We start from the raw sequence: 14088 nt of genomic DNA, 5'->3' as shown, positions 1-14088 counted from the left end.
TAAGGTTTGTTTAAAAAATGTCATTAAAGTAAAAATGCCTAACTTGTAGGCATTTTATAATGATAAAATCGATTTTTATTAATTAAATATGAAATAAAATATAATTTAATTAATTAAATTTCATTGTGATTAAAGTGTCTCTTTTAGCCAATTAAAAAACTCTCGTTGCCAAACCAATGCGTTTTGTGGCTTTAATACCCAGTGGTTTTCATCGGGCAGGTATAATAACTTAGATTTTATACCTTTTAACTGTGCAGCCTGAAATGCACCTAACCCTTGTTCAATTGGCACGCGGTAATCTTTGCCGCCTTGTATTACCATAATAGGGGTGTTCCATTTATCAACCAGATTGCTTGGGTTGAATTTAGCGTATGAGTTTTGAGCTACCTTATTATCCTTATCCCAATAGTTTCCGCCCATATCTTTGTTGGCAAACCACAATTCTTCGGTGGTGCCATACCAGCTTTTCAGGTCGAAAAGACCGTCGTGTGCAATAAAGGTTTTGAAACGATTGTTATGTACACCTGCCAGCATATAAACAGAGTAACCGCCATAACTGGCACCAATACAACCTAACCTGTTTTTGTCAACATAAGGTTCTTTAGCGATATCATCAATTGCTGATAGGTAGTCCTGTATCGGTTGGCCGCCCCAATCACCGCTAATTTCACGGTTCCACTCTACACCGTGGCCAGGCATACCACGGCGGTTAGGCGCTATTATAATGTATCCCTGAGCAGCCATGAGCTGAAAATTCCAACGGAACGAATAAGCCTGTGTTAATGGAGACTGCGGACCGCCCTGGCAAAACAACAGGGTAGGATATTTCTTAGCCGGATCAAAATCTGGCGGATAAATTACCCAGGCCAGCATATCTTTGTTATCAGTGGTTTTAATGTGGCGCTCTTCAACCCGGCTCATCGGCAGGTGATCGTAAATCTCCTTATTGATCGTGCTTATCTGCTTCATGCCGCCATCGTTCAGGTTTAACGAGTAAAGTTCGGTGGCATGGTTAAGATCAGCGCGTTGTACAAATAGCGTATTGCCGCTTTGGGCTACAATGCCATTTATATCAAACTGGCCTTTGGTTAGTTGCTTAATAGCCTGCGGCGAACCCGGTGCTAAGCGTAAGCGCAAATCGATCTGGAATAATTGCTCTGTGCCATTTTTAGGGGCGATGAAAAAGATCCGGCTGCCATCATCACTAAACCTGAACGAGGATACGGTTTCGTCCCATTGTTCGGTCAAGTTTACTTTGTTACCGGTTTTAAAGTCTTTAATTACAATGTCGTTTTTGTCCGACTCATAACCATCTTCTTTCATGCTTAACCAGGCCAGTTTATCACCGGTTTTGGTGAAGGCTGGATTGGTATCGTAACCCATCATGCCTTCAGTTAGGTTTTTGGTTGTGCCTGCTGCAATATCATATTGGTAAAGGTCGGTATTGGTGCTTTGCGCATATTCCTTACCAAACTTCTTTTTGCAAACGTAAATAACACTTTTACTATCCGTGCTAAAGATCAGGTCTTCGGCACCGCCTGATGGTTTCTGAGGGGTATCGTAAGGCTCATTGGCCATTATATCTTTCGCGTTACTTACTTTGCCATTGGCGTAATCGGCCACAAATACATGCGAAAATTTACCGTCTTCCCAGGTATCCCAGTGGCGATAGTTAAGGTCTGTAAATACATAAGCATTTGATTTCGGCAAATCTTCATAGCGGTCCTTACCTAATATTTTAACAACAGGCACATCAATAGTATAGATGATCTTTTTGCCATCGGGTGATATCTGTATGTTATCAGCATCTTTTAATGGTTCGGCGGTTAATTTGATTATCTGCTTACCTGCAGCATCCATTTGCCAGATGTTATCATCAGCAAAGTAAATAATGCGTCCATCGGCTTCAACTTTAATTACCTGTTTGCTTCCGGGCTCATTTGTCAAAGTTGTTACTTCGCCACCAGTGACAGGGATGCTGTACAGTTTGGCTTCCGACTTAGCCTCTGTCATATTATAACGTGTAACACTATATATCAAATGTTTGCCATCCGGGGTCAGGTTCTCGCTACCCAGGCGGCCTAATTTCCAGAGCAGTTCCGGAGTCATTTTTAACTGGGTTTGGGCCGAAGCATTATTAATTGCCATACCTAATAATAAAGTATAAAGAAATCGTTTCATGATTTTTAGAAAAGAGAATATTAACCGAAAAATAAATAGCATATAAATATGCCTACAATAACACCAACCAAATCGCCAAACAGGCTCACTGGTACCACATACCTGGTTTTTTTAATACCTACCGAACCAAAATACAAGGCAACGATATAGAATATGGTATCAGAAGAACCATACAAAACACCCGCTAAATGACCGATAAAGTTATCGGGGTTAGGTTTCATTAATACGATCATCATTGCGCGTGCTGCCTGCCCGCTCATTGGCCGTATTAAAATAATAGGTATGGTATCAACAAACTTAGTGTCAATGGCCATTAATCCGAAGAGGTAACGGAAGCCATCAGTAATCCAATCCAGTACACCGCATGTACGTACCAGGCTAATAGCAGCTAATAAACCCACAAGGTATGGGATAATACGTACGGCGGTTTCGAAACCACCTTTTGCACCTTCTATAAAGCTTTCGAAAACATTGATCTTTTTATACAAGCCACCAACCACAAATATGGTTGGTATGGCCAGGAGCATTACATTACTAAATACTTTAGAAACTTCGCCGATTTGTTGTTTTGATAGATATTCTGCAAAATAATATACCACGCCACCTATAAAAAGGGAAAGCCCGCCTAACCACGCCAGTATCACCCGGTCGAACAGATTGATACGCTGCTTAAGGGCAACTATGATTAAGCCGGTAAGGGTAGATACATAAGTGACTATGATAATAGGAATGAAAATATCGCTCGGATCTTTTGAATGTAGGATAAACCGCTGGGTAATTACACCTACAGGCAATAAAGTAAGCCCCGATGCATGCAGTACCATAAACATAACCTGTGCGTTAGATGCTCTTTCTTTATCCGGATTGAGCTCCTGTAAACTTGCCATTGCCTTGATACCAAGTGGGGTAGCCGCACTATCCAAACCAAGTAAGTTGGCCGAATAATTCATCAACATGGCACCGTTAGCAGGGTGATCTTTCGGAACTTCAGGGAAAAGACGGTGAAAGAAAGGGCCAACAATGCGTGATAATAAATTAATAGCTCCAGCTTTTTCGCCGATATTCATGATGCCTAACCAAAAAGCCATGGTGCCCGCAAGTGGTAGGGCAAAATCCATAACCGAGGCTTTGGTGGTATCAAACAAGCCTTCTACCATGAGCTTGAAGATCTCGGTATCACCTAAAAAAACTAACTTTACGAGCCCTACAGTAAAGGCAACCACAAAAAAAGCTATCCAGATATAATTTAATGCCATGCGATTGATTAAGGGTTTGAAGTTAGTTTTTTTGTTTGATTTTATAAACCGTATTTAAAACACAAACAATGGCAGGATACTCGGCAACTCCATTAGCCAAAAAATTAGGCATTAAGGATGGTTTTCAAATTAACCTGATCAATGCGCCTGATTATTATTTCTCCTTGTTTACAGATCTGCCCGCAAATTTATCCATCAATACAATAGGAGACAGGGAGCTCGATTTTGTCCATTTCTTCACCAAACAAAGAGATGAATATGAGCAACAGCTGCCTTTAATAAAGGCAGCTATCAGGCAAAATGGGATGATCTGGGTTTCGTGGCCGAAGAAAGCTTCGAAAGTACCAACAGATATAACAGAAGATATAATCCACAATTACGGCTTACAAATTGGACTGGTTGATATTAAAGTATGTGCTGTAGATGAAGTATGGTCTGGTTTAAAATTGGTGATACCCGTTAAAGACCGTGTTTAGTTAACGGCCGTAACGTTTTTATCGGGTACAATCTGTATATCATAATCTTTTTTCAGCGGATCGTATGGTGCGCTATCATTTACAGTAATGTAGATAGTGCCAAGGTCTTTCACCTGATATACCTGCACATCGCCTATATTAGAATTTGTTGTTTTGTATTGAGAGATAGAGTTGAGTAACAGATTGTACTGCTCAAGCACATTGGTTTGCAAAGAGATAAAGATCTTTTTACCATCAGAGCGCATTTCGATATTATTCTGTGTGTTTTGAGGCTGGTTTAATGTATATTTTTTAGTTTTAGCATTGGGTTTGCTCTCCTTTAGTGTATAACCTTTAGCTACTAAAAAGGTATCTGCCTTACCGAGATTATTATGCAGTAAGTACTTAATGTCCTCATAAGAGATTAAACTTTGTTGGGCAAAGCTTACGTATGCAATAAAAGAGAATAATAAGGTTAAACAGGTTTTTTTCATAGAATAGTCATTTCAGATAGTGTAAGGTAGGCTTTAATTGTTTTGTATATCGAAATGAACGACAAAATCTTAACTTCGCAACTAACATTTTACATATCATATCATGCCTACCATAGAACTAAAAAGAGTAAAAGGAGATTTTGGTTTTGAAGCTACTGACGAAGCCGGACACATTGTTAAGATGGATAGCAGCCCCGAAAGTGGTGGCTGGGATTACGGTGTTCGCCCGATGCAAATGTTGCTGATGGGTTTGGGTGGTTGTGCAGGTATTGATGTGATCAGCATTTTAAAGAAACAACGCCAGGATGTAAAAGACTACAAAATGACCATCAGCGGCGAACGCGAACCGGGAAAAGAACCATCTTTGTGGCAAACTGTAAACATCGATTTCCATATTTATGGTAATGTTGATGAAGATAAAGCCAAGCGAGCGGTTGACCTATCGCTTGAAAAATATTGCTCTGTTGCTGCTACATTGACAGGCTCTGGTACTAAGATACAGACTAAAGTTTTTGTGCACCATATATAACAAAAGCATTATTTATAGCATACTTTAGTAGAGTATGCTATAAATAATTATATTTAGCCAACTATTTCATATTCCTCCACTTATACAAACATCTGCTAACTTTTAAGTTAGTTACCTATTCCTTATGTTAACAAGTTTGTTACAATTGAGCAAACAATAACTCCGGTAGCTGGTTTAAGGGTTAGTTAATGGCACGCATGTTGCTATTGATGGCACATGCAGGTTAATCCCTGTTATTTCTATACTTAACCAAATAATATGAAAATCAATTCTAACAAAAAGATGCTACTAATGGCAGCAATGCTAGTGAGTGGTAAACTAATGGCTCAAACAGATTCGCTTAGCAAAGCAGATTATGTGCAGCCTTTCGCAAAAGGACAACAATTCCGTACCTGGTCTATTGGTGTTGACGGAGGCTTATTAACCCCTTATACTATTTTCAGAGGTCACGACGATTACGGAACCCCACGTAGTAATGTTGGATATGGCGCTTACGTAAGAGATCAACTGTCTCACTCATTCGGTGCGCAATTAAACTTTTTCCGTGGTAACGTAGAAGGTGCAGGCCCTGTGCCAAGCGCTACTGCAGGTATCCGCGATAGCTACAAAACACAAATTAATTATGCAGTTGATTTACAAGGCCAGTTTACATTGGCTAACATCAGCTGGAGAAATGAGAAAAATGCTATTCAACCTTACTTCTCAGCAGGTTTTGGTTTAATGGGTTTTAAACCAACCCTTAGAACTTTAAGCGGTGTTGAAACTCCATACAAACAAGATGGTGGTAGCATTAAACAAGCTTACATCCCTGTAGGTTTAGGTTTCAAAATCAACCTATCAAGTGTTGTTGGTTTAGATTTAGGTTACCAGGTTAATTTTGTTGACGGCGATAATTTCGACGGATACAAAATCGGTAGCACTAACGATAAATTCTCTTACGCACACGTTGGTTTAGAATTTGCTTTAGGTAAATCATCAAAACCTAAGTTAATTCAACACAACCCGGTTAACTCAATGCGTACTGAGTACTTAATTAAAGATGCACAATTAGACGCTCAATTAGCTGCAGAACGTGCTAAAAATGATAAATTAAGATCAGATTTGGATGCAACCAACGCAAATTTAGCAGCACTTAACGCTAAATTTACTGCAGACCAAGATGGTGATGGTGTTATCGATTTATTTGATAAATGCCCTAACACGCCAGCGGGTGTAAAAGTTGATGGTGCAGGTTGCCCATTACCTCCGGCAAAAATTGTTATCACTGAAGAAGACAGACGTATTGTTAAAAATGCGATTGCAAACCTTGAGTTTGATTTCGGTAAAGCAACAATTAAAGAGCATTCACATGAAAGCCTTGACCATGTTGCTGAGATCCTGATCAACAAAAACTTCAGCCTGAAATTAGCTGGCCACACAGATAACGTAGGTTCTGATGCTGCTAACTTAAAACTGTCTAAAGACCGTGCAGAAGCAGTTAAAGAATACTTAGTAAGCAAAGGTGCCAATGCTTCAAGAATTGAAGCTACCGGTTACGGTAAAGGCCAGCCAATTGCAACTAACAAAACCGCAGCAGGACGTCAACAAAACCGTCGTGTTGAGTTTACCTTGTTGTAATCGACATTTATAAAACAAGAAAGCCGCTTAGCGTAATGCTAAGCGGCTTTCTTGTTTTATGTTCATTGGTTCATTTGTTCAATAGTTCATTGGGGATAAGCCATCAACAAATCAACAAATTACCTCATTAACAAATTCATTGTCAAATTGCCGAATCGAAAAATTAGCTAATTGCCTAAATGCTTCCGAAAAAATCATCTAATCCGCTTAGATAAGCATCTACCCACCCTTCGGTAATATCAGTATACGCTTCATCGGGGATGTTTGTGTGGCGAACTTCTACAGAAGTGCCGTCATCATGCGGATGAAGTTTTATGGTTACGATGGATGGCTCATCTTGCCCATCAAAATACCATTGTTGCACAATTTTCTTATTCTCTTCAAACTCGAGGTTTTTGCCGATGATGCTATCTTCCCATAAAGAGAACTCTGATCCCGGTACGGTCGACATAACAGCCGGATCGCCGGTCCATAATTGGATCGTAACCGGGTTGGTAATGGCATTATAAACGTCCTGCGGATCGGCAGGGATGATGTAGTATTTTTTAAAATCTTTCACGGCTGCAAGTTACTAATACCTTTTTATTTTGCAGCAACTGGACCAATAGGTAAAACAGTTTTTCCGTAAACCTCATTGAGTACGTTGGCTATACCAGTATAAACGGCAGACAGGCCGCAAATAATACCTTCGTATCCGGCTAAATGTTTAATGGCAGGGTTACCTGTGGCATCGCCCGCTACCAGTAAAAAGAATAGGACAGTTAACGATGCGAACACAAATTGTAATGCACGGTTTAATCTTAAAGTACCAAAAAATAGGCAAAACGTGAATAGTCCCCAGATACTTAAATAAGCAATCATAGCACTTTCTGAAGCTGGGGCTACCCAGCCCAGTTTAGGCATCACTAATAAACCTACCAGCGAGAGCCAGAAGAAACCATAAGATGTAAATGCGGTGAGGCCGAAGGTATTGTTCTTTTTGGCTTCGATAATACCGGCTATAACTTGTGCCAGGCCTCCATAAAATAAGCCCATAGCAAATATCATGGAGTTCATTTCAAAAAAGCCGGCATTGTGCAGGTTGAGTAATACGGTTGTCATACCGAAAGCGCAAAGGCCGAGCGGTGCAGGGTTGGCAATGCCATTACTATCTTTCACCGTAACGGGTGTAGTTGGGATAAAGCTCATAAAAGGTTTTTAATAAATTGGTTACTGCAATGTAGCTGATTTGTAAACAATTAACAATAAGCAAAAACTGATGGTAGTAATTTCCGTTATTTGGGATATGCAAAAGCTGGTATTGATACGACATGGCGAGAGTACATGGAACAAAGAAAACCGTTTTACAGGCTGGACAGATGTAGACCTATCTGAAGAAGGTTTCGCCCAGGCCAAAAGGGCAGGGCAACTGCTTAAAAAACACGGCTATACTTTCGATATTGGTTTTACATCGGTACTAAAGCGTGCCATTAAAACGATGCATGTGGCGCTGGATGAGCTGGATATGCTTTGGATCCCCGTAGAGAAATCATGGCGGCTTAATGAACGTTTTTATGGTGCCTTACAAGGATTGAATAAAGCCGAAACCATTGAAAAATATGGCGAAGAGCAGGTGCGTAAATGGCGCCGCGATCCACTTGAACATCCACCTGCTATTACTGAAGAGGACGAACGTTTCCCCGGCCATTACCTGCGTTATAATGATTTAACCTATCGCGAATTACCACTTACCGAAAACCTGAGCGAAACCATGGACAGGGCACTACCTTTCTGGCACGAAAGTATTGTACCGGCATTACGCCAAAACCAAAAAGTAATTATCTGCGCACACGGTAATAGTCTGCGTGCGCTGGTTCAGTATATTGATAACCTGTCAGACGAGGAAGTAGCAAAATTGGATATCCCGACTGCAACGCCCTGGGTTTATGAACTTGATGACAGGCTGAACCAGATTAAACATTATTACCTGGAGTAATTTGGAATTGAAAGATTTTCAGTCATATTTGTGCACCTAAATTTTTTTGCATGAAAAAAACTGATGTCTATGAAATAGCTGTAAGGCTGATGGGGATTTACCTGATTACCCAAATTATTTATTCATTAAGAGGCATTCTTGAAATACTATTTTACAGCGCAACCAGCACTACGCAGGGCTTTGGCGGCACTATTTTATTAAGTGCTGTTTTCGGGTTGGTGATGTTTTCGCTGACATCTTATTTTCTGATATTTAGAACAAAAATAATTGTTGCCAAAATAACCAAACCTGACAACGTGGAAGATGAGGTTAAACTATTTGCCGGCAAGAAAACCATTTATGAAATAGCATTGGTTTTAATCGGAGGGTTAACCTTTATCTGGAGTTTACCAGATGTGTGTTATGGCATATATAATTATTTTCATTTGCGCAGTAACGGTTTAATGCCACCAAATCAATTACCCGGCATAACCATTGAAGTAATAAAGCTCTTATTTGGTATTCTGATAATACTTAGCGCCGATTTGCTGAGCACTGCTTTTAGTAAAGAGAAATAATATTTTATACTAATTGTAGCAATATATTATAGCCTGTCGTAATGACATAAAACCTTCATTATGAAAGCACTCAAGCTATATATTCCAATTGTAGCAATCTTATTATCGGCAGGATGCAAGAAAGAGAAAACTATTCCAACGGTAGCGTCTAATCTGGATGGATCTTATTACGGCGATTTTGCTTATAGCGCAATTGGAGCTACAGTTTATACGCCAATAAACGGCAAGGTTAGTATAAATATGCGTGCCAATAAATATACAGCGTCGTCTCCGGTAAGTACTTTTGGGGCTGGCGGGGGCGGCCATTTCAGTATCAGTAACAATCAAATAGCTTATACAGACACAACAGTACATACAGCCAATTTTGATTGGGGGATTATTTTGAACGGCACATACACATATACCACTAGGGGGGATAGCCTTTTTCTGACGAAAAAAACAACTTCAAGCAGTTACACCTATAAACTGGCAAAAACTACCATTTTCTATACGGCTAACTAGATATTTAGCAATAAAAAAGGGTTCGATTTTATCGAACCCTTTTCCCGTAGAGACACAATACTTTGTGTCTCTGTTTAAATTATTAAGGAGACACAAAGTATTGTGTCTCTACGTTGAGTGCCTATTTGTCCAGCGTAAATCCCCAATCCTTGCCTTTATCTACAGCAGGTACGCCTTTGCTCATCCATTCGGGCATTGGTGCGCCTTTCAGAAAATGGTCAAAGTATTGGCCTTCGCGTATGGTAATGTCTTTACGGTTTTGGCGGAGTACCAGGTTATGTGCTTCGTTGTTGTATTCTAATAACCAAACCGGTTTACCCAAACGGCGTAGGGCTGTAAACATCTCGATACCCTGGTACCATGGTACCGCGCCATCAGCATCGTTTGACATAATTACCACAGGCGTGTGAACTTTTGGTAATTGGAACAACGGTGAGTTCTCGATATATAATTGCGGGTTGCTCCATAAATCGGTACCTATGCGGCTTTGGGTTTTTTCGTACTGGAATTCACGGCTTACACCACTTTCCCAACGGATACCACCGTATGCCGAAGTCATGTTGGCAACAGGTGCACCTGCCCATGCAGCAGCATACATATCTGTTTGGGTGATCAGGAATGCTACCTGATAACCGCCCCAGCTTTGTCCCTGGATACCGATGTGTGCACCATCAACCCAGCTATTTTTCTTTAATGCCTCAACACCAGAGTTAATAAACTCAACAGCTGATGCTCCGGGGTGACCGGTTTCGTAACTAATATCCGGTGCAAACACTAAATAACCATTACTTACAAAATAAGAAATTGGTAAACGAGACGGCGTTGGTGCAGCCGGAATGTATCCATATAAACCATCGCTTAATTTTTCATAGAAATAAACGATCATCGGGTACTTCTTAGTAGGATCGAAGTTTTCTGGTTTGTACAAGATACCGTCTGAATGGTAGCCTTTAGGCGTAGTCCAGTGAACCAACTCGGCAGTCCCCCAGTTATATTGTGCTTGCTGCGGGTTGATGGCGCTTAAACGAGTTTCTTTCTTCAGATTATCAGACACATACAAGTCTGGCGATTGCAGATAGCTTTGTTTAGTGTAGATAAATATATCCGCGTTTTTCGCTTTTTGTAAAGTGCTGTAAGCAAAAGGAGCGATAATTACTTCCTGCGGAGCGGTTGTTGTACCAAATGATTTTTTATAGAAGCCCCATTGTTTGGTTTCATCATTTTGTACCAGCATCCAGTAAGGTTTAGTAACCGGGATAGCCTTATCTTCTTCACTTGCCGAACGTTCTATCAAAATACCATTACGGAAGATTAGTTTGTTTTTACGGCCAACACCATTAGTGAAATTAATTGCCGCGCCTGTAGATGGATCGATACTCCAGATATCGTAGCGGTCGTACACCAACACAGCTTTATCGCCTGTTGTCCAGCCTGCAAGGCCATAAGCGTTTGGATCATCGGGTACGTCGTTTTCTTCGTCGCCCATTTTGGTGCCGGTGGTGGCAGTCAAATTGATTTTTTTACCTGTTGCAATGCTGTAGCTAAACCAGTTTTGCTCCTTAGGGTCAAACCAAACTACATAATTGCCACCCGGAGAAAGCTGGTAGCGGCCTTTAGAACGTTCGCTGATCTGCTTACGCACACCAGTTTTGGTATCAATTAACCAGGCAACGCTTCGGCCTCCGCCTTCCCATTGCGATTGGATGCGGGTGCCGGTATCGGTAGTACCCAATACATACCTAGCATCATTATTGGCGGCCACGGCAACATCTTGTACACCTAAATCGGCCAGTTGGATTAATTTATTGCTTTCTGATGGTTCGATAACTGCCAAATAATTACGACGCAATTCGCGCTGTAAGTTTTTTAATTGTTGCGGTTGCAGATAATCGTCTTTGTAATTCCAGATATCGAGTTTGGCAACTTCGAAATCAACAATGGTAGTATCAGCAGGTTTAGGAATAGGGGCAGTGCCGAAAAATAATTTGCTTCCGCTTTTGCTGAAGTAAACCCGACCATCGCCGCTAACAGCCCATTTAGCAGGCATGCCATCAGAACCCGGAGCGGCAACAACTTTGGCGCTATCTGTACCGATGGTATAATAGTATAATTTAAATGGCTTTACCTGCGCTTTTTCCGGATTCTTCTCGGCAGTAAAAGCTACCTGTTTAGCCGTTTCGTCAAAAGCTATGTTTTTATAAGTGCCACGGCCATTGCTGATGTCTTTCAGATCATCCTTCGCCACATCATAAATGTAAAAGGCCGATTTTGCGTCCTTTGATCTTTTTGGTGCGGTAACAGCAAATGCCAGCAGGTTTCCATTTTTAGAAAGCTGATATTCGGTCACATATTTAAACGTGCGTTGTTTGCCATTCAGTAATTGTAAGATGGTTAGGTTACCACCTTCTTTAGTAGGCGGGGCAATAGTGGTTGCTATTGCTTTTTTAGAAGTATCACCAGCCGCTGGTTTTTTAACGGTATCAGCAGGGGCAAGGTAGGCTATAACCGGGGCAGTTTCGGCCATTTTAAATGAGCGTACAGAGGGTATTTTAGTTACGGCTTGCGCACCTAAAGCCACATAACCTAAAGTATCTTTAGGCATATCTTCCGGTTTTTTCTTCTTGATCTTAGCCTGGCGGATGTCTTTATAGAATGGACGGATCAAAAACACCGCATATTTAGAATCGCCTGTAAACCTAACGGTATCTGCCCGTTGAATTTTAAACGGAGCTTTGTTTTTAACGTCGGTGATAACGAGGTTGGCATCACCCTGTTGTGGCTTAACCACGTAGGTAACCCATTTGCCATCATTGCTGATACGCTCGTTGGCTACATTTTGCCAGCCATCATACACAGAATGATCGATAGGTTTTTTGGATACTTGCTGGGCATTTGCACCATAAGCGGCAGCAATACCAAGCGTAAGCAGTAAAAATTTACGCATAAATCGAGTTCAAGTTTAATTAAGACACTAAATATCTTAAAAATTGAAACTCAATAACGGTAAGTGATTAAAAAGTTACATTGAGGAACGTTGTAAGTTATTTAGGTTATACGTGGGACGTTTGACGTTATACGTTTTGAAGATCACGTACAACGTCAAACGTATAACGTCCAACATACTTATGCCATCGCCTTATTTAACGCTAAAATTGATTTATCAAAATCTTCACGGGCTACTAAAAACTGGATGTTTACTTTGCGTAGGGCAAAGCCGCAGCTTTTAATGTTGATGCCATTCTCGGCAAATGCATGGGCAGATTTGGCTAATAAGCCCGGCTGATCCATGTTAGAACCGATGAGGCAAACCATCGCCATGTGTTCTACTGTAACTTTCTCAAATTCGTCTTCCAGTTCCTGGATCAGTTTTTTGCTGAAATCTTTCTCCCAGATCACAATAGAGATGCTATTGGCGCTTGTTGCCTTAAAGCTATAGCTTACACCGTGTTTGTAAAACAACTGCATAATCTGTAAATCCGACCCTACGTTACCAACCATCAATGGGTCGTAAACATCAATCATCATTACTTTTTTGGTACCGCTGATTACCTCTACACGTTTATGCGGAGATACAAAATCCTGTGTAATTAATGTACCTGGGTGCTCAGGCTCGAACGTATTTTTAATACGCAGGTTGATACCATGGATCTCTAAAGGTTTTGATGCTTTAGGGTGGATAGCTTCCATGCCAATATCAGCCAGTTGATCGGCTACATCGTAATTGGTGAAGCCAATAGGAGAGCAGTTATCTACACCAACCAAAACCGGGTCTGCTGTACACAGGTGGTATTCTTTATGAATGATAGCTTCTTCCGGTTTTACCGCAACAGCGATTTTGCTGAAGGTAACTTCCGAATACCCACGATCAAACTCGCGCATAATACCCTCTGTGCCTTTGGCGTAGCCGGTTACAATGCAAATGGTTTTCTTGAAATCGATATCTTTCATCGTTTTCTTAATCCGCTGATCGATGGTATAAGAGTGATGATCGTCGAACCCGCTCAGATCAACTAAAGTAGCATTAATACCTCTGCTTTGCAGGATATTAGTAAATACATAGGCAGAGTGGCTTTCGCCAATAGATGCCAAAATCTCACGAGCAGCCAATAAAATGCCTTCTTTATTTACATAGCCTGAAGCCAGGATATTAGATAAATTATCTAAATAACCGGCAGCTTTTTTAACATGGTATTCGATGTATTCATCAGCTATAGAAACATTTAAGCCGATGCTTGCATAACTTTTATTGATCTCCTTTAAACGGATAATCAGTTTTTTAAGCGGTTGGTGATAATCCTGAAAGTTAGCCAGCTTATGGTAAACACCCGGCTTGCCGGTCTTCTTATCTTCGAGCAATAAGTTGGTTACGCCCGAGAAGGCAGATACTACAAAGATGCGGTTGTAAAGCTGCTCGTCTTTGCGGTTAAATAAGATGATGTTGTTAAGTACATCTTGAAGGGCAGTCATCGAGGTGCCCCCAATTTTTTCTACAGTTAACATTATTTAATTGTGAGTTGTGAATT

General features: G+C 40.8%; 13 protein-coding genes. 6 read left to right on the top strand and 7 right to left on the bottom strand.

What is annotated here, in order from left to right; translation table 11 throughout:
• Window positions 1–129: 129 nt before the first annotated feature.
• The gene (locus PQO05_RS16170; protein ID WP_273628418.1) at window positions 130–2181 is read right to left on the bottom strand and encodes a S9 family peptidase; all 2052 of its coding nucleotides are present in this window, start codon (window positions 2179–2181) and stop codon (window positions 130–132) included.
• A gap of 20 nt (window positions 2182–2201) precedes the next feature.
• Window positions 2202–3437 (bottom strand): nucleoside recognition domain-containing protein, encoded by a 1236-nt coding sequence (locus PQO05_RS16165; protein ID WP_273628417.1) that lies wholly within the window; start codon window positions 3435–3437, stop codon window positions 2202–2204.
• Window positions 3438–3505: 68 nt separating this feature from the next.
• On the opposite strand from PQO05_RS16165, the gene PQO05_RS16160 reads away from it, so the two are divergent.
• On the top strand, window positions 3506–3913 hold the full coding sequence (locus PQO05_RS16160; protein ID WP_273628416.1) for a DUF3052 domain-containing protein: 408 nt from the start codon (window positions 3506–3508) through the stop codon (window positions 3911–3913).
• Here the strand turns inward: PQO05_RS16160 and PQO05_RS16155 are convergent.
• Entirely contained in the window at window positions 3910–4386 is a 477-nt protein-coding gene (locus PQO05_RS16155) for a hypothetical protein (protein WP_273628415.1), read from the bottom strand. The two genes, PQO05_RS16160 and PQO05_RS16155, sit on opposite strands and share 4 nt — an antisense overlap.
• A 103-nt stretch (window positions 4387–4489) precedes the next feature.
• Between PQO05_RS16155 and PQO05_RS16150 the strand changes: the two genes are divergently transcribed.
• Window positions 4490–4915 carry an OsmC family protein gene (locus PQO05_RS16150; RefSeq protein WP_273628414.1) on the top strand — a complete coding sequence of 142 codons (426 nt, stop codon included), beginning with the start codon at window positions 4490–4492 and terminating at the stop codon, window positions 4913–4915.
• Window positions 4916–5173: 258 nt separating this feature from the next.
• Complete coding sequence (locus tag PQO05_RS16145; RefSeq protein WP_273628413.1) at window positions 5174–6532, top strand: OmpA family protein; 1359 nt, start codon at window positions 5174–5176, stop codon at window positions 6530–6532.
• A gap of 175 nt (window positions 6533–6707) precedes the next feature.
• Here the strand turns inward: PQO05_RS16145 and PQO05_RS16140 are convergent, their stop codons facing one another.
• A complete protein-coding gene (locus PQO05_RS16140; protein ID WP_273628412.1) occupies window positions 6708–7091 on the bottom strand; it encodes an SRPBCC domain-containing protein in 384 nt (127 codons plus the stop codon).
• A 23-nt stretch (window positions 7092–7114) separates the two neighbouring features.
• A complete protein-coding gene (locus tag PQO05_RS16135; RefSeq protein ID WP_273628411.1) occupies window positions 7115–7720 on the bottom strand; it encodes an acetate uptake transporter in 606 nt (201 codons plus the stop codon).
• Between the two features lie 70 nt (window positions 7721–7790).
• On the opposite strand from PQO05_RS16135, the gene gpmA reads away from it, so the two are divergent.
• From gpmA to PQO05_RS16120, 3 genes are read left to right on the top strand one after another with little or no spacing between them, the layout of a single operon-like run.
• Window positions 7791–8507: a 2,3-diphosphoglycerate-dependent phosphoglycerate mutase gene (gene gpmA / locus PQO05_RS16130; protein WP_337941285.1), complete on the top strand. Its 717-nt coding sequence runs from the start codon at window positions 7791–7793 to the stop codon at window positions 8505–8507.
• A gap of 50 nt (window positions 8508–8557) precedes the next feature.
• Window positions 8558–9064, top strand: coding sequence for a hypothetical protein (locus PQO05_RS16125; RefSeq protein ID WP_273628410.1), 507 nt, complete (start codon window positions 8558–8560; stop codon window positions 9062–9064).
• A 60-nt stretch (window positions 9065–9124) separates the two neighbouring features.
• The gene (locus tag PQO05_RS16120; protein ID WP_273628409.1) at window positions 9125–9565 is read left to right on the top strand and encodes a hypothetical protein; all 441 of its coding nucleotides are present in this window, start codon (window positions 9125–9127) and stop codon (window positions 9563–9565) included.
• A 121-nt stretch (window positions 9566–9686) separates the two neighbouring features.
• On the opposite strand, the gene PQO05_RS16115 is transcribed toward PQO05_RS16120, so the two are convergent.
• Both PQO05_RS16115 and PQO05_RS16110 read right to left on the bottom strand, forming a co-directional pair.
• Entirely contained in the window at window positions 9687–12509 is a 2823-nt protein-coding gene (locus PQO05_RS16115; RefSeq protein WP_273628408.1) for an alpha/beta hydrolase family protein, read from the bottom strand.
• Between the two features lie 179 nt (window positions 12510–12688).
• Window positions 12689–14065 carry an aspartate kinase gene (locus PQO05_RS16110; protein ID WP_273628407.1) on the bottom strand — a complete coding sequence of 459 codons (1377 nt, stop codon included), beginning with the start codon at window positions 14063–14065 and terminating at the stop codon, window positions 12689–12691.
• Window positions 14066–14088 lie beyond the last annotated feature (23 nt).

It is taken from the genome of Mucilaginibacter jinjuensis, assembly GCF_028596025.1.
Lineage (GTDB): Bacteria > Bacteroidota > Bacteroidia > Sphingobacteriales > Sphingobacteriaceae > Mucilaginibacter > Mucilaginibacter jinjuensis.
This window is presented reverse-complemented; position numbering and strand designations above follow the sequence as displayed.